We start from the raw sequence: 23,218 nt of genomic DNA on the forward strand, positions 1-23,218 counted from the left end.
CACAGCGTCCAGGTTTTCGACCTGGGGGCTGTGTCAGAAGGCATCACGCCCCCTCGACCCGGTAGCCTTGCCACAGCCATGCCAGACGGTTTTCCAGCGTTGCCCTCGCTTAACGCGCTACGTGTTTTTGAAGTGGTCGCCCGCCACCTGAACTTTCGGCTGGCGGCCGAGGAGCTGGGCGTGACCCAGGCCGCTGTTGCGCAACAGGTACGCGGGCTGGAGGCGAGCCTTGGCCTGCGCCTGTTCGAGCGCCTGCCCCGCGGCCTGGCGCTGACCGATGCGGGCCTGGGCTACAGTGCCAGCATCCGCAACGCTCTGGCCATGATCGATGAGGCCACGCGCCTGCTCCGGCCACAGGCTGCCCACCTGACGGTCAGCGTGACCCCGACCTTTGCCTCGAAATGGCTGATACCCCGGCTCGGCGCGTTTGCCCAGCTCCACCCAGACATCGATTTGCGGGTGTTGGCGACCGATCGGTTGTCGCACTTCGGCACTGACAGCGTGGATGTTGCCGTGCGCTATGGCAACCCGGACGTCGGCGCGGGGCTGAACAGTGAACGGTTGATGGAGCAGCGGATTGTCGCGGTAGCCAGCCCGGCCCTGTTCAAGGGGGCCCACGCGCCCACTAGCTTCGCGCAATTGCAAGCGTTCGTCATGCTGCACGACGCCCACGATTTCTGGCCCAGGTTCCTGGCCGAGTTGTTCCCCCAGCACGGTCAACCCAGCGCCCGGAATCTGCGCTTCAACCAGACCTCGCTGGCTATCGACGCCGCCCTCAGCGGGCAGGGCATTGCCTTGGCCAGCCTGGCCTTTGTCAACGAGGACATCGCCGCTGGCAGGCTGAGGCAGGTGTTCGACCATGAATTGCGGCTCGACAAGTCGTTCTACCTGGTATGGCCACGCAAGCTGCAGCAACCCAAGGCGCTTGGTACCGTGCTGCAATGGCTCAAGGACCAGGCCGGCCCTCGCTGAGCCGGTTCGGCTAGTGTGCGTACTTCCTTGCCCCGGCCACACACATCACCGCCCCCAGCGTGACCACCAGCATCATCCAGCTGACGTGTTCGTGCAGCAACAAGGCTGCCAGGCCAAGCCCCATGAAGGGTTGCAGCAGTTGCAGTTGGCCCACGGCCGCAATGCCACCCTGCACCAGCCCCCGGTACCAGAAAACGAAGCCGATCAGCATGCTGAACAGGGACACGTAGCCAAAGCTGAACCATGCAGGGGCGCCTGCCCTGGCCAACACATCCGCGGTTGGCAGGTTGGCGATGGTCAGCAGCAGCATCAGCGGCAGCGCCACGATCAAGGCCCAGCTGATCACCTGCCAGCCCCCCAGTTTTCTGGAAAGGCGCGCGCCCTCGGCATAACCCAACCCGCAAACCAGCACCGCCGCCAACATCAGCAGGTCACCGCTTGCCGACGCTTCGGCGCCATTGAGCAATGCGTAGCCTGCGACCAGCCCGGCACCTGCAAACGAGAACAGCCAGAACAACGGCCGCGGCCGCTCCCCGCCACGCAGTACGGCAAACCCGGCGGTGCACAGGGGTAAAAGCCCCACGAACACGATGGAGTGGGCAGAACTGATGTGCTGCAGGGCCAATGCCGTCAGTAGCGGGAACCCGATCACCACGCCCAGTGCGGTCACGGCCAACGGCAGCAAGTCAGCACGTTGCGGGCGAGGCTGCCTCAGCAAGATCAGTACAAGCGCACCCAGCAGGCCGGCGATGGACGCCCTGGCGCAGGTCAGGAAGGTGGGCTCGAAAGCTGCCACAGCCACCCGCGTTGCCGGTAACGAGCCAGCAAAGATGGCGACGCCGATAAACCCGTTGATCCACCCGCTTGTTGTTTTTTCCATGGCCATACCCTTCGTTCATTCAGGCCCCAGTACAGCACCGACAACACGAGGAAGGCCATGTACAATCCAGTACAGTTGAACCGAACTGTTATGCCTATGAAACCAGTACAGTCGAGGGTGTGATGAGCCGGAACGGAACGCGGATTGATGCGGTGATGGGCGAAATCAAATCGCGGATAGCCTCGCGAACCTATACCCCTGGTGCCAGAATCCCTTCGGTGCGGGCCATGGCGCGGGCCCTGCAGGTGTCGGTGTCTACCGTGCTGGAAGCCTATGAACGCTTGATGGCCGAGGGGCTGCTCAATTCCCGCCCGGGCTCTGGCTTTTACGTCGCCGGGCCGGTCGCGCCATTGGTGCTGACCGAACTGGCGCCCAGGCTGGACCGGGAAGTGGACCCGTTGTGGATCTCGCGCCAGTCCTTGGAAACTGCCAGCGACGCGATGAAACCGGGGTGTGGCTGGCTGCCTGCCGCCTGGATGTACGAGGCGGGCATGCGCAAAGCGTTGCGCACCCTGGCGCGTTCCGACACCGTGAAGCTGACCGACTACGCCTCACCGCTTGGGCATCCGCCGCTCAGGCAGTTCTTGTCGCGGCGTTTGGCGGGGACCGGGATCGAAGCCCCGGCAGACCACATCATGCTCACCGAGTCCGGCACCCATGCCATTGACCTGATTTGCCGCTTTCTGCTGCAGCCGGGTGACACGGTGCTGGTCGACGACCCGTGCTATTTCAATTTCCACGCCCTGCTCAAGGCACACAGGGTGAACATCGTCAGTGTGCCCTACACGCCGGCAGGCCCGGACATCGAGGCGTTCGGTGCTGCCTTGCGTGAGCATGCGCCACGGTTGTACATCACCAATGCCGGGATTCACAACCCGACCGGCGCCAGCCTGTCGCCGGTCACGGCACACCGGCTGCTGAAGTTGGCCGACAGCTCCAGCCTGGTGATCGTGGAAGACGAGATTTTCGCGGATTTCGAGGCCACACCGGCGCCTCGCCTGGCGGCCTTCGACGGGCTTTCGCGGGTCATCCAGATCGGCAGCTTTTCCAAGACCATCTCCGCCTCCATTCGCTGCGGCTACATTGCTGCGCGTGGTGAATGGATCGAGAGCCTGGTCGATCTGAAGATTGCCACCACCTTCGGCGGTGGCCGCCTTGGTGCAGACATCATTTACCAGGCCATTACCGACAGTGGCTACCGCAAACACATGGAGGGTGTTCGCCAGCGCCTGGCCCAGGCAATGACCACAACGGTCGCCAGGCTGCGCGCCCTGGGCATCGAGCCTTGGATAACGCCCCAGGCAGGCATGTACGTGTGGTGCCAGTTGCCCCACGGTAAAGATGCCGCCACGCTGGCCAAGGCCTGCTTGAGCGAAGGCGTGGTGCTGGCCCCTGGCAATGCATTCAGCCAAGCCGGTACTGCCGGTGATTTCCTGCGTTTCAACGTGGCCCAATGTGCAGATGAAAGAATCTGGGACGTGTTGGCGCGGGCGCTACTGCTCGCTCCCCTGAATAAATGACCGTAAGGTGCTTGATCAGGGAGAACGGTCGTTCTACATTGAGCCCATGAGCAGACCAACGATAGATCACAGAAACCAGATCCTGGCCACCGCCGAGAAACTCATCTACGAAAACGGGATTCATGCCACGGGCATGGATTTACTGGTGAAAACTTCAGGCGTGTCGAGAAAGGGCATCTACAACCACTTCGCTACCAAAGATGATATTGCCGCTGCGGCCTTGGGTGCCCGCGACGTACGCTGGATGCAGTGGTTCAGGACTGAATGCGATAAAGCAGCCACGCCATACGCTCGCATCCTGAACATGTTCACTGTTTTGAAAGGCTGGTTCGAGTCGGATGGTTTTCGCGGTTGTGCATTCATCAACACGGCAGGCGAGGTCGGGGACCCTGAAGACCCCATCCGCCAGATCGCCAAGTTGCACAAGCAGAAACTCCTGGACTACACGCTTGAACTGGCTGAGCAATTGAATGTTCGGCAACCGCCGGTCTTGGCCAGGCAGTTGTTTGTCCTGATCGAGGGCGCGATCACCACGGCGCGTGTCATGGGAGATTATCACGCTGCTGATGATGCCATGGAAGTTGCGCAACTTTTGCTGAAAGAGTTTGCGCCCTGACGTTTGATGCCTGAAGTTGTAATCACACTTTGCTGCCCAACTCGACTGGAGTCATGATCATGTCCAATGCTCAAACTCGGCCGCCACTTCCACCTTTTACCCGTGAAACAGCCATCGAGAAAGTTCGACTCGCTGAAGATGGCTGGAACAGCCGCGACGCGGAGAAAGTCTCGCACGCCTATACGCTGGATACCCAATGGCGTAACCGCGTTGAGTTCGCCACCAACCGCGAAGAAGCGAAAGGTTTCCTGGCCCGCAAGTGGAAAAAAGAGCTGGATTATCGCCTGATCAAAGAGCTCTGGGCGTTTACCGATAACCGCATCGCCGTGCGTTACGCCTACGAGTGGCATGATGATTCCGGTAACTGGTTCCGCTCCTACGGTAACGAGAACTGGGAATTCGAAGCGGATGGCCTGATGCACCGTCGCTTCGCCTGCGTTAACGATATGCCTATCAAGGAAAGCGAGCGCAAGTTCCACTGGCCATTGGGCCGCCGCCCGGATGACCACCCTGGGCTGAGCGAGCTCGGGCTGTAAGTGATCTTCCGCCTGAGCGTCTTCGTCGGCGAGCTAGCCCTGCCCACAGAACGCATCAGGGCTCACGGTTGTTTGCCAGAAGATTTGCAGCCGGTGCGAGGGGCCGCGGCGAGAGGCTTAGCTTCTCGCTGATCAATGCGCCGAGCTGCTCAGCCTGGGCAGCGCTGGCACAATTGGTGAAGCTCAGCAGCAGCCCTGAACGGCGGGGAAGCGCCAGATGCCAGCGCGACAGGGCCTGTACCGCGATCCCCTTGGCCAGCAATTGCTCCGCCAGGAGGGTGTCACTTACCCCCTGCGGCAGGCGCAGCAGCAAATGCATGCCGCCTGGAGACCGCTCGACATGCCAACCTTTGGGCAAGCTCCGCTCCAGTGCGCCGACGGTCAAGGCCCGGCGTTCGTTGTAGAGCCGGCGCATACGTTGGATATGACGGGTGAAATGGCCCTCGGCAATGAACTGCGCCACCAGGGCCTGGGTCATCGAGGGTGAACCGCCGGAAAACAGTGCGTGGGCGACCCGCTCGAACGCTGCAACCTGAGCCAGGGGCACCACCAGGTAGGCCAGGCGGATACCGGGGAACAGCATTTTGCTGAAGGTGCCCGCATACAGCACCCGCCCATGGCGATCAAGGCTGGCAAGCGGCGGGAGCGGGCGGCCGACATAGCGGTACTCGCTGTCGTAGTCGTCCTCCACGATCCAGGCCCCGGTGCTGGCGGCCCAGTCCAGCAGCAGTTGCCGTCGCGGCAGCGACAAGGCCATGGACAGGGGGCTCTGATGGCCCGGTGTGACCATGGCGACCTGCGCCGCGCTGGCGTTGGCGATAGCCTGTTCGACGTTCATGCCCTCGGCATCCACTGCCACCCCCTCCAGTTCAAGCCCGAATTGGCGCAGTACCTGGCGCGTGACGGGATAACCCGGGTCTTCAACCCAGGCGCGCTCGCCGTTGCGCAACAACGTCTGCGCCACCAGCGACAGGCTGCTGCGCCAACCGCTGGTGATGAACACCTGCTGGGTCGTGCAAGCGATGCCGCGCGACATCTGTAGGTACGAGGCAATCGCGCTGCGCAGTGCTGGCAGCCCGAGGGGCGGCGGGTAGTCCAGGTCACCCGGCTGCATCCCGCGCAGGTAGCGAGCACCCAGGCGCGCCCAGATCTTGCGCGGGAAAGCATCCATCGCCGGCAAGCCCAGTTGAAATGGCAAAAGCTGTGGCGGGCGCCGCAGGGCGTCCGGGTCCTCGGGACCATCACTGGCCGGGGGCTGCGCTGTCGCCGCGGCTGCGGGCGGGCGCAGCTCAGGGTTGACCACGGTGCCTTTCTGCTTCAGGGCCAGCAGGTAGCCCTCACTGGTGAGCAACGAATAGGCAAGCTCGACGGTGCCACGGGCCACCCCCAGCTCCTTGGCCATGGCCCGCGCAGACGGCAAGCGGTCACCCGGCGCCAAGGTGCCTGCTGCTATCGCGGCGAGCACACGGTTGTAGAGTTGCCGGTAGAGCGGCGCGGCGGAGCGCTCATCGAGCGGTGCGAAGGATCGGGAAGAAAACGTCATCATGGCCTAGTTCATATACCCTTTCTTGGCTCATTCAAATGGGTTGAACGTGGTTCATCATAGCCCCGTCACCCATCGAACGAGCTTTGCCACCATGACGTTCACCCCGACCCCCTCAGTACCGCGCGAGCTTGACCTGGCTGATTCGGACTTGCGCCATCTGGACGGCGAGAATGACCTGCATCTCGCGTTCCCGGTCATGCAGCAACTGCGCCCGCACCTGGCTGGCGAGGCCGACTTCATCGGCCGCGTCCAGCGTATGCGCGCTGAAGGCTATCGGCTGCTCGGGGGCTTCGGCTCAGACCAGCTTGTGGCGCTGGCAGGTTACCGCCTTCAGGAAAACCTGGTCTACGGGCGGTTCCTGTATGTGGACGACCTGGTCACCGCCGAAACGCAGCGTGGCCAGCAGTGGGGCGCACGATTGCTGGCTGCCTTGCAGCGGTTGGCCCAGGCCACGGGCTGTGCGCGCCTGGTGCTCGATACCGGGTTGGCCAACACCCGCGCGCAACACTTCTATTCCCGTGAAGGCCTGCACAACAGTGCCACGCGCTTCCAAAAACAGTTCGCTGCGCCTTGAGCGGCAGCACGTCTCTCATCGAGGTAACTTCATGACGTCGTCAGAGCAGCCCAGGGCGCCTTTGCGCATTCTTCGCCTGATCGCCAGCCCGAACGGTCAGGCATCAGAAAGCTTCAAACTGTCCCAGCACATACTGCTCGGCTTGACCGTGCAGGCTGGCAGGCGTGGTATACAGGTCACCGATTTCGACCTCAATGACCTGGCGCCGGTCGACGCCGGGTATGCTCAGGCCCTGGCCAACCTGGGAGGGTCTGTAGCCGCAGCGCAAGACGGCACATTGAACCGTTCCGACGAATTGATTGGCCAGTTGCAGGCCTGCGACCTGCTGCTGATTGCCACGCCAATGCATAACTACAGTGTGCCAGCACCGCTCAAGGTCTGGATCGATCACGTGGTACGGGTCGGCATCACGTTCCTGAGCACCGCGGCAGGCAAGGTGGGCACGGTGGTGGATCGGCCAGTGTATGTGGCCGTAGCCTCCGGGGGCTACATCAGCGGGCCGAATGCCCGCCAACCCGACTTTCTCCGGCCATACCTGTCGGCCGTACTTGCCACGATTGGCCTAAAGCAGGTCAATTACTTCACCCTCGAGGGCACCGCCAGAGGGGCGGAGTTTCTACAAGCGGCCAGGGCTGCTGCACAGGCTGAAGTGCAAGGGTTCTTCGCCGCGTCTTCCAAGCCGCTACCGCAGGGGCAACACGCATGAGTCGCCTGAACTGGTTTACCGCATCGCCTGGGGCCGCCAAGGCCCTCACTGGGTTGCATCAGTTCGTGGCAACGCAGACCGATCTACCGGCACCCTTGATTTATCTGGTTTTTCTGCGGGTGTCTCAACTCAACGGTTGTGCGCACTGTATTGACCTGCATTCGCGTGATCTGCTCAAGACGGGCATGTCGGTGGATAAACTGCTGTTGGTGCCGGTCTGGCATGAAGCGCACTACCTGTTCTCGGCGCAGGAGCGCTCGGCCCTGGCCTGGGCAGAGGAAGTGACCCGGGTCAGTGAGACGCATGTATCGGATGAGGCCTACGCCGCCGCGTCGGCCGCGTTCACAGAAAAAGATTTGGTCGAGCTCACCGCGGCCATTGCCGCGATGAACGCGTTCAACCGCATGGGGGTCAGCTTCCGCTTGCGACCGGCCGCAAAAGCATGAGGGTTGGTGGCAGGGATAGTAGTATCGGCAAGGCGCTCAAAGCGCGCGCTGGTTCACCCGGGCAGCGAGTTGTTCCGCGCTTTCCTTGCGCTGCGAATAGCGGTCCACCAGGAATTCCTGGTGATCGCGCAGCAGCACCGTGAACTTCACCAGCTCCTCCATCACGTCCACCAACCGGTCGTAATAGGGCGAAGGCTTCATGCGCCCAGTGTCGTCGAACTCCAGGTACGCCTTGGGCACGGACGATTGGTTGGGTATGGTGAACATCCTCATCCAGCGGCCCAGCACGCGCAGTTGGTTGACCACGTTGAACGATTGCGAACCGCCACACACTTGCATCACGGCCAACGTCTTGCCTTGGCTGGGACGCAGGGCGCCGAGCGCCAGGGGTATCCAGTCGATCTGTGCCTTGAACACCGCAGACATCGCGCCATGACGCTCTGGTGAGCACCAGACCTGACCTTCCGACCACTGCACCAGGTTCCGCAGTTCCTGAACCTTGGGGTGCTCGACGGGGGCATCGTCTGGCAGCGGCAAGCCTGATGGGTCGAACGTGCGGGTTTCGGCACCGAAGTGCTCAAGCAGCCGTGCGGCTTCCTCCACCAGCAAGCGGCTGAAAGAGCGCTCGCGGGTCGACCCGTACAGCAGCAGGATACGCGGCGCATGCTGGCTGGCCGGCTTGGCTGCTGGGGGCGTATCGAACAGCGAAAGGTCAAGATTAGGTAGTTGCTCGTTCATGTAGCCTCCCGCTTAAAGCGCACCAATTCGATCCAGCGCTTGCTGGAGTTGTTCGCGTTGCAGCGTGTCGAAGGGCAGGGCGAAGAATGCCTGGCAACGGGCAGTTATCCGCGCCAGCGTGGCGTTGAAAGCCGCGTCGACGGCCGCTTCATCGCCCTCTACATCGGACGGATCCTCCAGCCCCCAGTGCGCCTTCAGTGCCGGGCCGAAGTACACCGGGCAGGCTTCACCGGCGGCTTTGTCGCACACGGTGACCACGATGTCTGGCGGGCACCCCTCGAATGCCTCGTTACCCTTGCTGCTCAGGCCCTGGGTCGAAATGCCGGCCTGCTGCAGGGTGGTCAGGCTGCGAGGCAACACCTGGCCCTTGGGAAAACTGCCGGAACTGACGGCTTCAAAGCCGTCAGGCGCCAGGTGATTGAACACGGCCTCGGAAAGGATGCTGCGGCAGCTGTTGGCCGTGCACATGAACAGAACTCGCATAGGGGCTCCTCCGCTTGCTGGCGGACTATCAGAGGCTAAGGCGCAGTGCCAAAGCCGAAAGGGTGATCAACAGCACGGGCAGGGTCAGTAAAATGCCGACCTTGAAGTAATAACCCCAGGTTATCCGCACGCCTTTGCGCGCCAGCACATGCAGCCAGAGCAGTGTTGCCAGGCTGCCGATAGGGGTGATTTTCGGGCCCAGGTCGCAGCCAATCACATTGGCGTAGATCATCGCCTCGCGCACCAGGCCTTGCGTTTCGCTGGCCTGGATCGACAACGCGCCGACCAGCACGCTGGGCATGTTGTTCATGACCGAAGACAGCAACGCTGCGATCACGCCGGTGCCCAGGGTGGCACTCCACAGCCCTTGTTCCGCCAGGCGGTCGAGCAGTTGGGTGAGCATGTCGGTCAGGCCGGCATTTTTCAGCCCGTAGACCACCAGGTACATGCCGAGCGAGAAAATCACCACCTGCCAGGGGGCCTCGCGCAGCACGCGGCGGGTCGCAATGCGCTGCCCGCGCGCGGCGACCGCGAACAGTAGGGCGGCACACACGGCTGCCACTGCACTGATCGGAATGCCCAGTGGTTCAAGGGCGAACAGGCCCACCAGCAACGCCAGCAACACCCAACCCCCGACCGTGAAGGTGGCACGGTCGTGGATCGCTTCGCCGGGCGTTTTCAGGGCTGCAACGGTGTAGTGCTGCGGTATGTCACGGCGAAAGTACAGCGACAGTACCACCAGCGTCGCGGCGACGCTGGCCAGGTTCACCGGCACCATCACCGAAGCGTACTCGGCGAAGCCCAACCCGAAGTAATCGGCCGAAACGATGTTCACCAGGTTGGAGACAACCAGCGGCAGGCTGGCGGTATCGGCGATAAAGCCGGCGGCCATGACGAAAGCCAGCGTCGCAGCCGGCGAGAAACGCAGTGCCAGCAGCATCGACATGACGATGGGGGTGAGGATCAGCGCCGCACCGTCGTTGGCGAACAGGGCCGACACGGCAGCACCGAGGAGTATGCAGAAGGCGAACAGGCGGTAGCCGCTGCCATTCGCCCAGCGCGCCACATGCAGGGCTGCCCATTCGAAAAACCCGGCTTCATCCAGCAGCAGGCTGATGATGATGACGGCGATGAACGTGAACGTGGCGTTCCAGACGATGCCCCAGACCGCCGGGATGTCGTGCAGCGAAACGGCACCTGTGGCAAGGGCGATGACCGCGCCGAGCGCGGCGCTCCAGCCAACGCCAAGCCCTTTGGGCTGCCAGATGACCAGGGTAAGGGTGAAAACGAAGACTGCAATGGCGACCAGCATAGGGTTCTTTCTCGTTGTTGATCAGCAGCAGGCAGAGCCCCGGACAGGGCGGCCATCCATGTTCTGCAGGCGTTGGGTGTTGTGTGCCAACCATTGCTCGTTGGCCTGTAGCGTCGCCTGCAGAACCGCGTTGACCCAAGTGGGCAGGTCCGGGTTGAGGCGGTAATACACCCATTGCCCCTGGCGTCGGTCCAGCAACAGGCCACTGCTGCGTAGCTGGGCCAGGTGGCGGCTTATCTTCGGCTGGCTGTCGTTCAGCGCGCACATCAACTCGCAGACGCAAAGTTCACCCAGGTTGGCGATCAGCAGGGTGGCGCGGGCACGGGTTTCGTCGGCCAGGCATTTGAACACTTCAGGTGGGGTAATCATGGCAGTGTCTTTACATATGGAAATACGAATATACGTATTTCCATATGTAGTGTCCAAGCGGATTTGTGATCTGCCGCCGCGGCCGCACCTTGTCATTTGCCGGGGCTTGAGGCAGGGTCGAGGGCAATGACGTCCCTGCCAAAGGAGCCAGCCCATGTCAAAGCTTTATCCCAGTGTCGACCCCGAGGGTTTGATCGAGTACTCGGTGGTGTACACCGACCGCTCCCTCAACCATATGTCACAGGCATTTCAGGGCGTGATGAAGAACATCTCCGGCACCTTGAAACAGGTGTACAACGCCCAGGGCGTGGCCGTGGTGCCGGGCAGTGGCACGTTTGGCATGGAAGCGGTGGCGCGGCAGTTCGCCACTGGCCAGCAGTGCCTGGTGATCCGCAACGGCTGGTTCAGTTATCGCTGGAGCCAGATTCTCGAGATGGGCAACATTCCGGCGGCTACCACGGTGCTGAAAGCCAGGCCGGTGGAAACCGGGCGCCAGGCGGCCTATGCGCCACCGCCGCTGGATGAAGTGCTGGCGGCGATTGCGGCGCACAAACCGCAGGTGGTCTTTGCCCCGCATGTCGAAACGTCATCCGGGATCATGCTGCCCGACGATTACCTGCGCGCCGTGGGTGAGGCCGTGCACGCAGTGGGCGGCTTGTTCGTGCTGGACTGCATCGCCTCCGGCGCGGTGTGGGTCGATATGCACACGTGCGCCGTCGACCTGCTGCTCAGCGCGCCGCAGAAGGGCTGGAGTGCTTCCCCATGCTGCGCCCTGGTGATGTTCAGTGCCCTGGCCCTGCAACGCATCGAGCAGACACAGAGCAGCAGTTTTGCCTGCGACCTGAAAAAGTGGCTGCAGATCATGCAGGCTTATGAGCAGGGCGGGCATGCCTACCACGCGACCATGCCTAGCGATGCACTGGCAAGGTTCAACGGCGTGATGAACGAGATGCGCGCCTACGGCTTCGACACACTGCGCGCCGAGCAACAGGCCCTCGGCAAGCGGGTGCGCGCCCTGTTGACCGGCAAAGGCATCAAGAGCGTGGCCGCCAGCGGTTTCCAGGCCCCGGGTGTAGTGGTGAGCTACACCGATGATGATGCCATCAAGAACGGCAGCAAATTTGCCGACCACGGGCTGCAGATCGCCGCTGGGGTGCCGCTGCAGTGCGATGAGCCGGCAGATTTCCAGACTTTCCGCATTGGCCTGTTCGGGCTGGAAAAACTGCAGCATATCGAGCGCACCGTCAGCACGCTGGAGCAGGCGCTGGAGGAGGTGCTGGCGGAATAAGGGTTCCCGCCCACCCTTGCAGCCAAGCCGCTTCGCTATTGTCGTCGCCAGACCTCGCCTTGCTCGCTAACCACCCAAGGCTTGTCAGCCGCGTCGATGCACACCCCGCCTACCCAACGCTGAGCAGGGTGCTGGTCGAGCCAGTGGCGCTGACCGACCAGCACCTGTTCGGCGAGTGCGGTCAGCCGTAATGGCCGATGGGCCCAGGCGTCGCCCGGGCCTTCGCACAGCAGCGGGTAGGGTGTATGGAGCAACGGCTGCAGCAGGGCATGGAACATCATGTCGCCCAGGTAAGGGAGCGGCTCATCCTGCTGCATCAGTTGGCTAAACACGCGTCCGGCTGGCAGCTCCCCATGCGATGCCAGAACGCGCAGCAGCAGGCGTTCGCTCAGGCTCAAGCCGTCGCTGGCGCCCGGCAGCTCTTGCAGCTGGCGCGCCAGTGCCCGGCCCAACAGCGGCAAAGGCCGGTGCTGGCGGCCAGCAAGGGCGGCCCAGGCTTGGGGTTCAGCGGCGGTGTAGGCAGCCCAAGCCTGGCGCGCCAAGGTCAGTGCATCCTCACCCAGTGCGCGACGTTGTGGCCATAGCCAGGCCAGCAGATCCGGGGCCAGTTGGCCGATACCGATGAAGCGCTCTACGCCAGGGACCTTGTCGATTTCGATCAGCTCCAGGCGTCGCGGCAAACAGGGCAGGCTGGCGAGCACGCGGATCAGGAACAACTGGTCGTAAGCGTCGGCTTCGCACCACAGCACCAGCTGACTGTCGCCGTTCAAACCGGCCAATGCGGCCTGTTGGGCAGCCTGGCGCGGGGCGACAGCCTCGGCGCTGAGGTTGAACGCTTGCTGTATGTACGCGCTGCGCACCGGCCAGTACCGATCTTCTGGCAGGGCCGGCACCGGCCCCATCACCATGGGGTCGTCGAACATCTGGAAAGCGCCGGCAAACCCCGCAACCCGCAAGCTGTGGGCAATATCGTTACCGCAGCGCCAATGCTGCACGGCGGCTTCGTCATCGGCAGCGAAGCCAGGCTGGCGTGCGGCGAACGCCACGGCATCGGCATGCGCCTTGAGCTTGGGCCAGCTGGCGAAGCCGGCTTCGCGGGCCACCAGCCATTGGGTATCGGCAAGGCGATAATGGGGGCCAGGCAGGCCAAGGGTGCGCAACTGTTCCCGGGCGTCGTCGGCCTGGTGGTGCTTCAGGGCGTTGAGCAAACGCTTGGCGCGTTTGCGCAAAGCGGCAAGATCGAGCAGGCCATGGTGGCGGGATGCATGGATGGTGGGCATGCCAACTCCTTTGAGGCTCGGTCCGCCGACAAGCCTGGAGCTGGTACGGAAACAGGTTATCGCATGGCTCGGGTAACCCCTTTGCGCGGACCGCAGGCGCAGCCAGCGCCAGGGCCCGACTTTACCCGCATCGCGGCTTGGCTGGCAAACCCAGGCTTTCCCTGCCGAGCCCGCCAACGCATGCGCTGCCAGGTACCGCGCGGGTTGCTGGGCGAGGCCCCGATTGCAGGCAACATCTGTTCGGTTACCGCCCACAAGCATGCCTGAGCCCCTCAAGCCGGCGCCGCGCCGCTCCGATAGCAGCACACCCACCGTCGAATCATCGATCAGAAGTGGTGCCAACCAGGAGTACTGCCCGCATGCTTGCCAACTTGAAGATCCGCACCGGAATGTTCTGGGTATTGTCGCTGTTCAGCCTGACCCTGCTGTTTTCCACCCTCAGTGCCTGGCGAGCGGCGGTTGGCAGTGACCAGCAGATCACCGAACTGGACCAGACTGCGCATCAGTCGGACCGCTTGAACAATGCCTTGCTGATGGCCATCCGTTCCAGCGCCAACGTGTCGTCGGGCTTCATCGAGCAACTCGGCGGCCACGACGACAGTGCTGCCAAGCGCATGGCACTGTCGCTCGAGTTGAACGAAAAAAGCCAGAAGCTGGTCAACGAATTCGTCGAAAACAGCCGCGAGCCGGCCCTGCGCACTTTGGCGACCGAGTTGCAGGCGACCTTCGCCGAATACGCCGCCGCGGTGGCCGGGCAGCGTGAGGCCACCCGCCAGCGCTCGCTGGAGCAATACTTCAAGGTCAACGTCGACGCCGGTAACGCCATGGGCCGGTTGCAGGCGCTACGCCAGCAACTGGTTGGCGAATTGGGCCAGCGTGGCCAGCAGATCATGCTCGAATCCGATCGCCGCCTGGCCCGTGCGCAGTTGCTCAGCCTCGGCCTGCTGGCGCTGACCTTGGCCCTGGCAGCCCTGTGCTGGGGCTTCATCGCCCAGCGAGTGCTGCACCCCCTGCGTGAGGCCGGCCAGCACTTCCAGCGTATTGCCGGGGGCGACCTGAGCGTGCCAGTGCAGGCACAAGGCAGTAACGAGATCGGCCAGCTGTTCCACGAGTTGCAGCGCATGCAGCAAAGCCAGCGCGACACCCTGGGCCAGATCGGGCGCTGTGCCCGGCAACTGGACGAAGCCGCCACTGCGCTGGACGCGGTAACCGAGCAAAGCGCCAACAACCTGCGCCAACAGGGGCTGGAGCTGGAACAGGCAGCCACTGCCGTGACCGAAATGACCACCGCCGTGGAGGAGGTTGCACGCAATGCGATCAGCACCTCGCAGACCACCAGCGAGTCCAACCAGCTAGCCACGCAAAGCCGCCGCCAGGTCAGCGACAATATCGACGGCACCGAGGCCATGACCCGCGAGATCCAGACCAGCAGTACCCACCTGGAGCAGTTGGTGGGGCAGGTGCGCGATATCGGCAAGGTGCTGGAAGTGATCCGCTCGGTCTCCGAGCAAACCAACCTGCTGGCGCTGAACGCCGCCATCGAAGCGGCGCGTGCCGGGGAGGCGGGCCGCGGCTTTGCCGTGGTGGCCGATGAAGTGCGTACGCTGGCCTACCGCACGCAACAGTCGACCCAGGAAATCGAGCAGATGATCGGCCGCGTGCAGGCCGGCACCGAAGCGGCAGTGGCGTCGATGCAGGCCAGCACCCACCGTGCGCAGTCGACCCTGGACGTCACCCTGGCCTCGGGGCAGGTGCTGGAGGGTATCTACAGTGCGATTGGCGAAATCAACGAACGCAACCTGGTCATCGCCAGCGCCGCCGAAGAGCAGGCGCAAGTTGCGCGCGAAGTGGACCGCAACCTGCTGAACATCCGTGAACTGTCCAACCATTCGGCGGCCGGGGCGCAGCAGACCAGCGCTGCGAGCAAGGCGCTGTCGGGCCTGGTGGGGGAGATGACGACCTTGGTCGGGCAGTTCAAGCTTTGAACGCCTTCGGCCCAGAACATTTACGAGCCTCGCAGAGATCGAGCGGCCCTCGCGCAGCGCTCGGTCTCTCGGCGCGCGCCTGTCATCGAAAACTCAGCCGACATTTCCTACGTTACGCCGGGAAGTGCTGGACTTCTCGCAGAATCGGTTCCCCGCTAGCGTTCATGTCTTCAGTTTGCCGGAAGACAAGGACCTCTTCATGCACCACCCACCTCAAGGCCGCGGGGCCTTCTGTTGCTACCGATTTCGCCTGGCCGCTGAGCAGCGCCGGAGTGCTGCAGTCGCTCGACAGCCTTGTCTCAAGGTGGTAGTCGGGAGTCCGCATGCCTAGCCAGTCCGATCTGCGGTTCAGCTTCGAGGCCTTGGCCGGCCGGGTTGAGTTCGAAGTGGTTTCATTCGAACTCGAAGAGGCCATCAGCGCGCCGTTCCAACTGCACCTGGAACTGATCAGTTTCGACGCGGATGTCGACTTCGGCCTGCTGCTCGACAAGCCCGGGCTGTTCACGGTCTGGCGTGGCGAGCAGCCGCTGCGCCATGTGCACGGCCTGGTCAGCAGTTTCAGCCAAGGCGAGACCGGCAGGTTTCGTACCTACTACCACGCGTTGGTCGAGCCGCAACTGGCCCGCGCCAGGCTGCGTTCGAACTGGCGCATCTTCCAGCACAAGACTGTGCCGCAGATTATTGAACTGATGTTGCAGCGCCAGGGCATCAACCGCTTCGAAATCAAGAGCCTCGGCGAGCATCAGGTCCGCGAATTCTGCGTTCAGGCCGGTGAAACCGACCTCGACTTCATCGCCCGGCTGGCAGCCGAAGAAGGCTTTGTCTACCGCTTCGAGCACACGCCACAACAGCACCGCCTGGTCATTACCGATCGGCTGCTGGCGTTTGGCACTATCAGCCGCGGCGCGGTCCGGGCCGATGACCCGCAAGCGGTAGATGAGGGTGATATCGACCCCGACCACGTGCTGTATCACGCCAACAGCGGTGGTGATCAGGCCGTGCCGTGCCTGCGGCGCCTGCGTTACAGCGAGCAGGTCCGCAGCACCCGGCAGGTGCAGCGGGACTACACCTTCACCCACCCGCGCTACCGCCAGGAGCATCGGGCCGCTGACAGCAGCATCCCCCATCAAACGCTGGCCTACGAGCGTTTCGACTACCCTGGGCGCTACAAGCGGGACGCGGTCGGCGTACCGTTCACGGCCACGCGCCTCGCGGCGCTGCGCCACGACGCGCGCGTTGCCGAGGTGCAGGGCGATGATGTGCGCCTGCAACCAGGGCTGAGTTTCACGCTTGTCGGGCACCCGCGCGCAGACCTGAACGTGCATTGGCGGCCGATCCGCGTGCACCATGAAGGCGTGCAGTTCACCAGCCTGCAGGAAGAGGCAGGCAGCGCCGACCAGGGCACCCGCTACGTGCAGCGTGCCATGCTGGTGCCGGGCACTCGCGAATGGCGCCCGGCACCCCTGGCCAAACCCCGTATCGATGGCCCGCACATGGCCACCGTGGTCGGCCCGCCCGGCGAAGAGATCTACTGTGACGAGTGGGGCCGGGTCAAGGTCAGTTTTCCCTGGGATCGGGAGAGCAAGGGCAATGAATTCAGCTCTTGCTGGGTCCGGGTTTCGCAAAGCTGGGCAGGCGGCAGTTGGGGCTCGATGGCCATCCCGCGTATTGGCCAGGACGTGATCATCCAGTACGTCAATGCCGACCCCGACCAGCCGCTGATCATCGGGCGTACCTACTGCGGTGATCAGCTTCCGCCGTATGACCTGCCGGAGCACAAAACCCGCATGACCATCAAGAGCCAGACCCACAAGGGCAATGGCTTCAATGAGCTGCGCTTCGAGGATGAACTGGGCAGGGAGGAGGTGTTCATTCATGCCCAGCGCGACTACAACAAGGTGGTCGGCAACGACGAAACCACGCGTGTCGGGCGCAATCGGCTGGAGCAGGTGGGCAATGATCAGCAACTTAGCATCGGTAACCACTATCGCCAGGAAACCGGGGGCAACCACAACCAGTTCATCGGGCAGAACTGCCAGATCGAGATCAAGCATGACCTGACGCACCAGGTCGGTAACAACCGCAGTGAAGCGACCCTGGGCTGTCAGCAGGTTCTCGTCGGCAAGGACAGCGCCTTGGTGGTCAAAGGTGCTCAACGGGTCGAAGTCGGCAACGGCATGCAGCAGCGCACTACGGTGTATCAGCTGCATGCCAGTGAGCGCATAGAGTTGAAAACCCCAGGTGGCTGCATCGTGCTGGACCGGCGCGGTATCACCCTCAATGGCCAGATACTGAACCTGATGGGGCAAACCCAGGCGACTGCGCAGGGGGCAGGCAGCGCTACGTCGCTGACATTGACGCCGAACGCTGCCAGCACCTGTGAGGGAAAGCTCTGATGACGGCTGATGAACTGGCCCACGTGATCGAACAGCAGCATGCGCCCACCCTGTACAGCTATGTGTTGGTCGACCCCCTCGCGCCCGAGGACAAAGTCGATCCAGCCTTGCTCGCCCAGCTTCGCGAGGCATTGGGGGCGAGCGCTTTGATGCATGTACCCAGGCCCGACCTGGCGCATGTGCCGCACCTGCATCCTGTACTGGTATGCCTGGCTGTGCCCGGTGCGCTGCCCAGCCGCGCAATATTGGAATTGACCGCCCGGGCAGCCGTGCGTGGGTTGTTTCAGCCAAGGCGCTACGTATGCGGCTGGGTGTTCAGTGAACAGCCAGCGGCCGACATCGCAGCTCACCTCAGTTGCTTGTGCCGGTTACACGATAACCCTCTTGAGGTATGGGTCAGTCGAAGCTTGTTTGGCGAGGGTAGCGAAGTTCCTAACGTTCGTTGGGATTCGGTCGAGTGGGCAGATATAGCCATAGCGGAGCTTAATGCTGAAACTCTTGGGCTTCAAATTGGACTGAATTTTGACTCGGTTTTGGTCAGCGATATCGCAATGCGCAAAGTCGGTGGGTTGGCCGGCTTGATTGTTGAGCAAAAAATCAAGTTTCAAATTAGGTTGCCCAGGTATGACGAAGTCAATTCAGGTTATGATTGGGCGTTACTAGTGTGTCGCGCAGGTGATGGTGAATTTCCTGACTGCCACAGTGGAGAATTTGTAGCATCCGGCAGCTATAATTCTTATTTTCCGGAGCTTCTCACCCGAGCAAACAAGTTTTCAAATTTCGCCGCTCCACGTTTTCCGGACTATCGCCCCCGACATTTCATTGATGAAAAATGTGCATATGCATCCTAAATGCTCGCCGTCATTAGAATTGACTGGTGTGATAGCGCTAATGCCGACCGCTGGTGCGTACACCCTTAAATCGGCCACACTGACGGTTGCGTATTGGCCAGATAAAAATATTTCAAGCGCACGCCTCGAAAGTCGGGTGCAGGCGGAGAATGCATGAGCGTCAAGCATAGACCATTAGCATATCGGCAATTGGGTTGGAGGTATGATCTCCCTCATGTTGGAGAAGAGCCCAAGGTCAGTGGGTGTCTGGACAGGATCAAACCTCCACCCAACTATTACGATGCGATCTATCTGGAGTTGCCAAGGCAGTCAGTCAGCTTGCGAGGCGTTGTAGCATTATTGGGTGTGCCATCGATGCTGCTCTGCTTAGGCGTGGCGCTATGGTTGTATTGGGGGTTGCTGGTTGAAGGGTTTACCCATGATTGGGTCACCAATGTCTTGACTGTGATATTTCCTGTGCTACCGCTGTGGGTGATCCTTTGCTTTATCAAGTTGGATCTGGCTGTTCCAAGAGACGAGCCCATTCGCTTCAATCGGTTACGCCGAAAAATCTACCTCTATCAATTCAGATTTCATTACATGTATTTATTCAGCCCCAGACATTGGGGCGTGAAACCCGTTGCCTACAACTGGGATGACGTTACCGCCGAGGTTTACCGAATCTACGCCCCCGGCCATGGCGGTCTGATCGAAAACGTCATGCTGTCGGTCCGTAACCCGGAAACCAACGAAGTCATTGACCGCGTGTTTTTCAGCCACGACCTCTACCACGGCGAAGCCTACTGGGCCATCGCCAGACTGTTCATGCAGCAAGGCCCCGAGGCCCTCCCGAAGTTCGTACATCCCGCGCGCGACTGGAATGATGATGATGGCCTGAGCCACATGCACTGCCTGGCGCCGAAGGTTTACTGGCCAGTGGCGATTGATCGCGAATCACGTACCGCACCGCACGGAGGCGAAGCGCGATGAAATGTATTTTGGTTGTCGGTCATCGACATCTCTGCCCATTGCATGGCGCTAACCAGGTCGAGAGCGGGAGTGCTGGGTATACATTCAACGGCAGCGCAGTGGCCAGGGTGGGGGACCGGACTACCTGCGGTGCGGTAATCGAAAGTGGGGCCGAGCACTTCCTGATCGAGGGGGCTGCTGTCGCGTGCAAGGGGGATAGGGCTGATCATGGCGGCGTGCTGGATGAAGGCGATGCAGGCCGGTTTCTGGCATCCGGCAGCCATAATTCTGATTGTCCGGGGTTTCTCACCCAAACAAACAAGTTTTCAAATTTCGCCGCTCCACGCTTTCCTGACTATCGCCCCGATGTTTCATTGATGAAAAGTGTGCATACGCATCCAGAGAGCGCGCCGTCATTAGAATTGACTGGTGTGATAGCGCTAATGCCGACCGCTGGTGCGCACACCATTAAATCGGCCACACTGACGGTTGCGTATTGGCCCGATAAAAATATTTCAAGCGCACGCCTCGAAAGTCGGGTGCAGGTGGAGAATGCATGAGCGTCAAGCACAGACCATTAGCATATCGACAATTGGGTTGGAGTCATGATTTACCCGGTATCGAAGAAAGGCCAACGTTCAAACATGAGCCACAAAAAATTAACCCCCCGCCTAATTGTTATGATGATGTTTATTTAGAGTTGCCAAGGGCTACTATTCGTCCGCGGGGGCTAGGTGCGCTGATAGGCTCTGCCGCTCTTATTGCGGGTGGTGGGATGACGTTGTTCACGTATTGGCTGGTTTTCGATAATTGGCAGGGGGACTGGATAACGAATATTGTTATCTTGCTTGCGCCGCTACTCGTGGCGTGGGTGCTATCGCCCTACATCAAGCTTGATTTTGTGCTTCCAAGAGACGAGCCCATTCGTTTCAATAGGCTGCGTCGAAGAATTTATCTTTACCAATACAGGTTCAATCGATTCTTTGTTTTCAGCCGAAAGCATTGGGGCGTGAAACCTGTTGCCTACAACTGGGATGACGTTACCGCCGAGGTTTACCGAATCTACGCCCCCGGCCATGGCGGTCTGATCGAAAACGTCATGCTATCGGTCCGTAACCCCGAAACCAACGAAGTCATTGACCGCGTGTTTTTCAGCCACGACCTCTACCACGGCGAAGCCTACTGGGCCATCGCCAGACTGTTCATGCAGCAAGGCCCCGAGGCCCTCCCGAAGTTCGTACACCCCGCGCGCGACTGGAATGATGATGATGGTCTGAGCCACATGCACTGCCTGGCGCCGAAGGTTTACTGGCCAGTGGCGATTGATCGCGAATCACGTACCGCACCGCACGCAGGCGAAGCGCGATGAAACCTGTTGTGCTTGTCGGTCATCGACATCTCTGCCCATTGCATGGCGCTAACCAGGTCGAGAGCGGGAGTGCTGGGTATACATTCAACGGCAGCGCAGTGGCCAGGGTGGGGGACCGGACTACCTGCGGTGCGGTAATCGAAAGCGGGGCCGAGCACTTCCTGATCGAGGGGGCTGCTGTCGCGCGCAAGGGGGACAGGACTGATCATGGCGGCGTGCTGGATGAAGGCGATGCAGGCTGGTTGCTGGAGTGAGGCGATTTGCGCGCACGGCATGGCTGGCGTGCATCACCGCCCAGCCTTGCTGATCTTTTTGCCGGCCTGCGCAGCCACTTCCAGCGCCTGGCCGTCCCGCTGCTTGCCTTGGCGTGCCAGGCCCTCGAGCTGGGGTATCAGCATGCCTTCCGGCAAGTGCCGCCAGAACCGCCCCGGCATGTGCAGGCGCAGGGCATCAGGGTTGAGGCGGGCAGGGTTGAACGTATGGCGGTAATAGGTACGCCATAGATCGGCCCCCGGGTCCTCGGCACTGCGCGCCCACTGCCGCCATTGCGCCGGGCAGCGCCGTTGATAGTTGAACCCGGCACCGTCGAAGCGAATGCCATCCTGAGGCGTAGCGATCAGCCAGCGCAACTTGCCCAGGCGGTCGGCGAAGTGTGCACTGGCGCTCTGCAGAACATCATGTGCCGGCTCGTGATACGCCACCAGGTCCAGTTGCAACTGCCCAGCCACCGCTTCGGGCAGCGGCACGAAGCGTACAAAAGCATGCAAATGATGGGCTTCGCGCGTTACCTGCTTGATACGCCGTTGCAATTCACTGCCCAGGCGGTCCCCCGCCAGCATTGCGGTGCGGTCGCCGTGGGCGACACGCCACAGCACTTCGTACAGCAGGTTCCAGCGTTGCTCGCCACGGTAGCGAGAGGCCAGTTCCAACTGCCCCAACAACTGGGCCGGGACTTTGGCCCGGAAGGGGCCAGGGCCGGCAGGCAGCGCTGAGGGTACAGCCAGCAAATCCGCCATGGGACCCTGGTTCCAGGTGATTTCCGAAGGGTCGATGCCATGCCCCAGTAACACCCGCGCCTGTTCACGCCATGTGGCGAACAGGTCGTCGCAGTCGAGCGCAATCACCCCCACAACCCCATTTGCACCGGTGCCTGCGGTTCGCGCAGGCGTGCACGCAGCAAGCCGCTACGCAGTTCGGCCTGTGCCGGGCGGTAATCGCTGGTGACGATGAACGGGCGCGCCTTGTCCAGCACGCAGCGCAGCTGAATCAGGTCGTCATAGCGGATACGCCGTTCCCGGCGCAAGGCCACCAGGCGCTGCACGCTGCGCAGGCCTATGCCGGGGATGCGTGCCAGCAGTGCCGGCTCGGCGCGGTTCACGTCCAAGGGGAATACCTCGCGGTTGGCCAGCGCCCAGGCCAGCTTGGGGTCGATGTCCAGTGCCAGGTTACCGTGCTGACCCAGCAGCTCACCCGCCTTGTAGCCGTAGCCCCGGAGCAGGAAGTCAGCCTGGTACAAGCGGTGCTCGCGCAACAGTGGGGGGGCGGCCAATGGCACGCTGCCTGGGCTGTCGGGGATCGGGCTGAACGCGGAGTAGTACACCCGCTTGAGGCCGTAACCCTGGTAAAGCGATTCGGCATTGCGCAACAAGGTGCTGTCATCGGTGCTGTCGGCACCGACGATGACCTGGGTACTTTGCCCCGCCGGGGTAAAGCGCGGTGCCCTGGGTTCATTGGCTACGGCTTGCTGCCCCTGGTGAATGACGCCCATGGCCTGGCGAATGGTGTGTGCCTGCTTTTCAGGCGCCAGGCGCTTGAGGCTGTCGTCGGTCGGCAGTTCGATGTTGACGCTGAGCCGGTCAGCCAGGCGCCCGGCTTCTTCGATCAGCAGCGGGTCGGCGTCGGGGATGGTCTTCAGGTGGATGTAGCCGCGGAAGTTGTGTTCCTCGCGCAACAGCCGGGCCACGCGAATCAGCTGCTCCATGGTGTAGTCCGCCGAACGGATGATGCCAGAGCTGAGGAACAGGCCGCTGATGCAGTTGCGCCGATAGAAATCCAAGGTCAGGCGCACCACCTCTTCCGGGCTGAAACGTGCCCGAGGCACGTTGCTGGAGCGGCGGTTGACACAGTACTGGCAGTCGTACAGGCAAAAATTGGTCAGCAGCACCTTCAGCAGCGACACGCAGCGGCCGTCGGGCGTATAGCTGTGACAAATACCCATGCCATTGGTAGCACCCAGGCCATCGCCACCGCGCGAATTGCGCTTGGGCGCGCCGCTGCTGGCGCAGGAAGCGTCGTACTTGGCAGCGTCGGCCAGAATACCGAGTTTGGCGATGAGTTGCATGAGGGCGTCTCGCTGTACTGAATATTCATACAGTATTTTGAGATCTTACGGATTGCAAGAGG

General features: G+C 61.9%; 23 protein-coding genes and 1 pseudogene. 15 read left to right on the forward strand and 9 right to left on the reverse strand.

The genetic code is table 11. The features are described from left to right. The first annotated feature begins 78 nt into the window (after positions 1–78). Positions 79–972 (forward strand): LysR substrate-binding domain-containing protein, encoded by an 894-nt coding sequence (locus tag FPB55_RS10300; protein WP_054903957.1) that lies wholly within the window; start codon positions 79–81, stop codon positions 970–972. Positions 973–982: 10 nt separating this feature from the next. Here FPB55_RS10300 and FPB55_RS10305 read toward each other — a convergent pair whose 3' ends face one another. Further along, complete coding sequence (locus tag FPB55_RS10305; protein ID WP_115295270.1) at positions 983–1,852, reverse strand: DMT family transporter; 870 nt, start codon at positions 1,850–1,852, stop codon at positions 983–985. A 122-nt stretch (positions 1,853–1,974) separates the two neighbouring features. Here FPB55_RS10305 and FPB55_RS10310 point away from each other — a divergent pair, with 122 nt between their 5' ends. The 3 genes from FPB55_RS10310 to FPB55_RS10320 are packed head-to-tail and all read left to right on the forward strand — an operon-like array spanning position 1,975 to position 4,524. After that, a complete protein-coding gene (locus FPB55_RS10310; protein WP_144188125.1) occupies positions 1,975–3,372 on the forward strand; it encodes a PLP-dependent aminotransferase family protein in 1,398 nt (465 codons plus the stop codon). 46 nt (positions 3,373–3,418) lie between these two features. Further along, positions 3,419–3,988 (forward strand): TetR family transcriptional regulator, encoded by a 570-nt coding sequence (locus FPB55_RS10315; protein WP_125854414.1) that lies wholly within the window; start codon positions 3,419–3,421, stop codon positions 3,986–3,988. Between the two features lie 59 nt (positions 3,989–4,047). Continuing rightward, positions 4,048–4,524 carry a nuclear transport factor 2 family protein gene (locus FPB55_RS10320; protein WP_029885754.1) on the forward strand — a complete coding sequence of 159 codons (477 nt, stop codon included), beginning with the start codon at positions 4,048–4,050 and terminating at the stop codon, positions 4,522–4,524. Positions 4,525–4,579: 55 nt separating this feature from the next. Here the strand turns inward: FPB55_RS10320 and FPB55_RS10325 are convergent, their stop codons facing one another. After that, the gene (locus FPB55_RS10325) at positions 4,580–6,067 is read right to left on the reverse strand and encodes a PLP-dependent aminotransferase family protein (protein ID WP_177433785.1); all 1,488 of its coding nucleotides are present in this window, start codon (positions 6,065–6,067) and stop codon (positions 4,580–4,582) included. Positions 6,068–6,161: 94 nt separating this feature from the next. On the opposite strand from FPB55_RS10325, the gene FPB55_RS10330 reads away from it, so the two are divergent. The 3 genes from FPB55_RS10330 to FPB55_RS10340 are packed head-to-tail and all read left to right on the forward strand — an operon-like array spanning position 6,162 to position 7,796. Next, positions 6,162–6,644, forward strand: a complete 483-nt coding sequence (locus FPB55_RS10330; RefSeq protein WP_125854412.1) for a GNAT family N-acetyltransferase — start codon at positions 6,162–6,164, stop codon at positions 6,642–6,644. Between the two features lie 31 nt (positions 6,645–6,675). Then, positions 6,676–7,350 carry an NAD(P)H-dependent oxidoreductase gene (locus FPB55_RS10335; RefSeq protein WP_125854411.1) on the forward strand — a complete coding sequence of 225 codons (675 nt, stop codon included), beginning with the start codon at positions 6,676–6,678 and terminating at the stop codon, positions 7,348–7,350. After that, a complete protein-coding gene (locus FPB55_RS10340) occupies positions 7,347–7,796 on the forward strand; it encodes a carboxymuconolactone decarboxylase family protein (protein WP_125854410.1) in 450 nt (149 codons plus the stop codon). Before FPB55_RS10335 ends, FPB55_RS10340 begins: the two co-directional genes overlap by 4 nt. A 36-nt stretch (positions 7,797–7,832) precedes the next feature. On the opposite strand, the gene arsH is transcribed toward FPB55_RS10340, so the two are convergent. Genes arsH through FPB55_RS10360 form a run of 4 tightly spaced genes read right to left on the reverse strand, consistent with a single transcriptional unit; the run spans position 7,833 to position 10,698 of the window. Beyond that, on the reverse strand, positions 7,833–8,534 hold the full coding sequence (gene arsH / locus FPB55_RS10345; RefSeq protein WP_125854409.1) for an arsenical resistance protein ArsH: 702 nt from the start codon (positions 8,532–8,534) through the stop codon (positions 7,833–7,835). 12 nt (positions 8,535–8,546) lie between these two features. After that, positions 8,547–9,017 carry an arsenate reductase ArsC gene (locus FPB55_RS10350; protein WP_125854408.1) on the reverse strand — a complete coding sequence of 157 codons (471 nt, stop codon included), beginning with the start codon at positions 9,015–9,017 and terminating at the stop codon, positions 8,547–8,549. A gap of 28 nt (positions 9,018–9,045) precedes the next feature. Continuing rightward, positions 9,046–10,329: an arsenic transporter gene (locus FPB55_RS10355; protein ID WP_125854407.1), complete on the reverse strand. Its 1,284-nt coding sequence runs from the start codon at positions 10,327–10,329 to the stop codon at positions 9,046–9,048. A 21-nt stretch (positions 10,330–10,350) separates the two neighbouring features. Further along, complete coding sequence (locus tag FPB55_RS10360; RefSeq protein ID WP_009686587.1) at positions 10,351–10,698, reverse strand: metalloregulator ArsR/SmtB family transcription factor; 348 nt, start codon at positions 10,696–10,698, stop codon at positions 10,351–10,353. Between the two features lie 154 nt (positions 10,699–10,852). Here FPB55_RS10360 and FPB55_RS10365 point away from each other — a divergent pair, with 154 nt between their 5' ends. Beyond that, entirely contained in the window at positions 10,853–11,986 is a 1,134-nt protein-coding gene (locus tag FPB55_RS10365; protein WP_009686588.1) for an aminotransferase class V-fold PLP-dependent enzyme, read from the forward strand. A 35-nt stretch (positions 11,987–12,021) separates the two neighbouring features. Here the strand turns inward: FPB55_RS10365 and FPB55_RS10370 are convergent, their stop codons facing one another. Next, complete coding sequence (locus FPB55_RS10370; RefSeq protein ID WP_125854406.1) at positions 12,022–13,266, reverse strand: DUF1835 domain-containing protein; 1,245 nt, start codon at positions 13,264–13,266, stop codon at positions 12,022–12,024. A 359-nt stretch (positions 13,267–13,625) separates the two neighbouring features. Between FPB55_RS10370 and FPB55_RS10375 the strand changes: the two genes are divergently transcribed. From FPB55_RS10375 to FPB55_RS10405, 7 genes and pseudogenes are all read left to right on the forward strand, one after another. Next, the gene (locus FPB55_RS10375; protein WP_125854405.1) at positions 13,626–15,251 is read left to right on the forward strand and encodes a methyl-accepting chemotaxis protein; all 1,626 of its coding nucleotides are present in this window, start codon (positions 13,626–13,628) and stop codon (positions 15,249–15,251) included. Between the two features lie 323 nt (positions 15,252–15,574). Beyond that, positions 15,575–17,647, forward strand: a complete 2,073-nt coding sequence (gene tssI / locus FPB55_RS10380) for a type VI secretion system tip protein TssI/VgrG (RefSeq protein WP_125854404.1) — start codon at positions 15,575–15,577, stop codon at positions 17,645–17,647. Next, positions 17,647–18,498, forward strand: coding sequence for a hypothetical protein (locus FPB55_RS26220; protein ID WP_177433783.1), 852 nt, complete (start codon positions 17,647–17,649; stop codon positions 18,496–18,498). Before tssI ends, FPB55_RS26220 begins: the two co-directional genes overlap by 1 nt. 153 nt (positions 18,499–18,651) lie before the next feature. Further along, complete coding sequence (locus tag FPB55_RS26550; protein ID WP_238706629.1) at positions 18,652–19,467, forward strand: DUF6708 domain-containing protein; 816 nt, start codon at positions 18,652–18,654, stop codon at positions 19,465–19,467. Next, positions 19,464–19,706 (forward strand): annotated as a pseudogene (locus FPB55_RS10395) (PAAR domain-containing protein); the annotation flags it as partial. The gene FPB55_RS26550 and the pseudogene FPB55_RS10395, both read left to right, overlap by 4 nt. 296 nt (positions 19,707–20,002) lie before the next feature. Then, a complete protein-coding gene (locus tag FPB55_RS10400) occupies positions 20,003–20,815 on the forward strand; it encodes a DUF6708 domain-containing protein (protein WP_336848073.1) in 813 nt (270 codons plus the stop codon). Further along, on the forward strand, positions 20,812–21,069 hold the full coding sequence (locus FPB55_RS10405; RefSeq protein ID WP_009686597.1) for a PAAR domain-containing protein: 258 nt from the start codon (positions 20,812–20,814) through the stop codon (positions 21,067–21,069). Before FPB55_RS10400 ends, FPB55_RS10405 begins: the two co-directional genes overlap by 4 nt. 33 nt (positions 21,070–21,102) lie before the next feature. On the opposite strand, the gene FPB55_RS10410 is transcribed toward FPB55_RS10405, so the two are convergent. Beyond that, positions 21,103–21,945, reverse strand: a complete 843-nt coding sequence (locus FPB55_RS10410; protein ID WP_125854403.1) for a TIGR03915 family putative DNA repair protein — start codon at positions 21,943–21,945, stop codon at positions 21,103–21,105. Further along, complete coding sequence (locus FPB55_RS10415) at positions 21,936–23,156, reverse strand: putative DNA modification/repair radical SAM protein (RefSeq protein ID WP_009686599.1); 1,221 nt, start codon at positions 23,154–23,156, stop codon at positions 21,936–21,938. The genes FPB55_RS10410 and FPB55_RS10415 overlap by 10 nt, the downstream gene beginning before the upstream one ends. Positions 23,157–23,218 lie beyond the last annotated feature (62 nt).

Origin of the sequence: Pseudomonas sp. BJP69 (assembly GCF_007633355.1) — a bacterium.
Taxonomy (GTDB): domain Bacteria; phylum Pseudomonadota; class Gammaproteobacteria; order Pseudomonadales; family Pseudomonadaceae; genus Aquipseudomonas; species Aquipseudomonas juntendi.

Bases quoted from the DNA above. Each gene is read 5' to 3' on its own strand.
- FPB55_RS10300 (WP_054903957.1), top strand. From the start codon at position 79: ATGCCAGACGGTTTTCCAGCGTTGCCCTCGCTTAACGCGCTACGTGTT.
- FPB55_RS10305 (WP_115295270.1), bottom strand. From the start codon at position 1,852: ATGGAAAAAACAACAAGCGGGTGGATCAACGGGTTTATCGGCGTCGCC.
- FPB55_RS10310 (WP_144188125.1), top strand. From the start codon at position 1,975: ATGAGCCGGAACGGAACGCGGATTGATGCGGTGATGGGCGAAATCAAA.
- FPB55_RS10315 (WP_125854414.1), top strand. From the start codon at position 3,419: ATGAGCAGACCAACGATAGATCACAGAAACCAGATCCTGGCCACCGCC.
- FPB55_RS10320 (WP_029885754.1), top strand. From the start codon at position 4,048: ATGTCCAATGCTCAAACTCGGCCGCCACTTCCACCTTTTACCCGTGAA.
- FPB55_RS10325 (WP_177433785.1), bottom strand. From the start codon at position 6,067: ATGACGTTTTCTTCCCGATCCTTCGCACCGCTCGATGAGCGCTCCGCC.
- FPB55_RS10330 (WP_125854412.1), top strand. From the start codon at position 6,162: ATGACGTTCACCCCGACCCCCTCAGTACCGCGCGAGCTTGACCTGGCT.
- FPB55_RS10335 (WP_125854411.1), top strand. From the start codon at position 6,676: ATGACGTCGTCAGAGCAGCCCAGGGCGCCTTTGCGCATTCTTCGCCTG.
- FPB55_RS10340 (WP_125854410.1), top strand. From the start codon at position 7,347: ATGAGTCGCCTGAACTGGTTTACCGCATCGCCTGGGGCCGCCAAGGCC.
- arsH (WP_125854409.1), bottom strand. From the start codon at position 8,534: ATGAACGAGCAACTACCTAATCTTGACCTTTCGCTGTTCGATACGCCC.
- FPB55_RS10350 (WP_125854408.1), bottom strand. From the start codon at position 9,017: ATGCGAGTTCTGTTCATGTGCACGGCCAACAGCTGCCGCAGCATCCTT.
- FPB55_RS10355 (WP_125854407.1), bottom strand. From the start codon at position 10,329: ATGCTGGTCGCCATTGCAGTCTTCGTTTTCACCCTTACCCTGGTCATC.
- FPB55_RS10360 (WP_009686587.1), bottom strand. From the start codon at position 10,698: ATGATTACCCCACCTGAAGTGTTCAAATGCCTGGCCGACGAAACCCGT.
- FPB55_RS10365 (WP_009686588.1), top strand. From the start codon at position 10,853: ATGTCAAAGCTTTATCCCAGTGTCGACCCCGAGGGTTTGATCGAGTAC.
- FPB55_RS10370 (WP_125854406.1), bottom strand. From the start codon at position 13,266: ATGCCCACCATCCATGCATCCCGCCACCATGGCCTGCTCGATCTTGCC.
- FPB55_RS10375 (WP_125854405.1), top strand. From the start codon at position 13,626: ATGCTTGCCAACTTGAAGATCCGCACCGGAATGTTCTGGGTATTGTCG.
- tssI (WP_125854404.1), top strand. From the start codon at position 15,575: ATGCCTAGCCAGTCCGATCTGCGGTTCAGCTTCGAGGCCTTGGCCGGC.
- FPB55_RS26220 (WP_177433783.1), top strand. From the start codon at position 17,647: ATGACGGCTGATGAACTGGCCCACGTGATCGAACAGCAGCATGCGCCC.
- FPB55_RS26550 (WP_238706629.1), top strand. From the start codon at position 18,652: ATGAGCGTCAAGCATAGACCATTAGCATATCGGCAATTGGGTTGGAGG.
- FPB55_RS10400 (WP_336848073.1), top strand. From the start codon at position 20,003: ATGAGCGTCAAGCACAGACCATTAGCATATCGACAATTGGGTTGGAGT.
- FPB55_RS10405 (WP_009686597.1), top strand. From the start codon at position 20,812: ATGAAACCTGTTGTGCTTGTCGGTCATCGACATCTCTGCCCATTGCAT.
- FPB55_RS10415 (WP_009686599.1), bottom strand. From the start codon at position 23,156: ATGCAACTCATCGCCAAACTCGGTATTCTGGCCGACGCTGCCAAGTAC.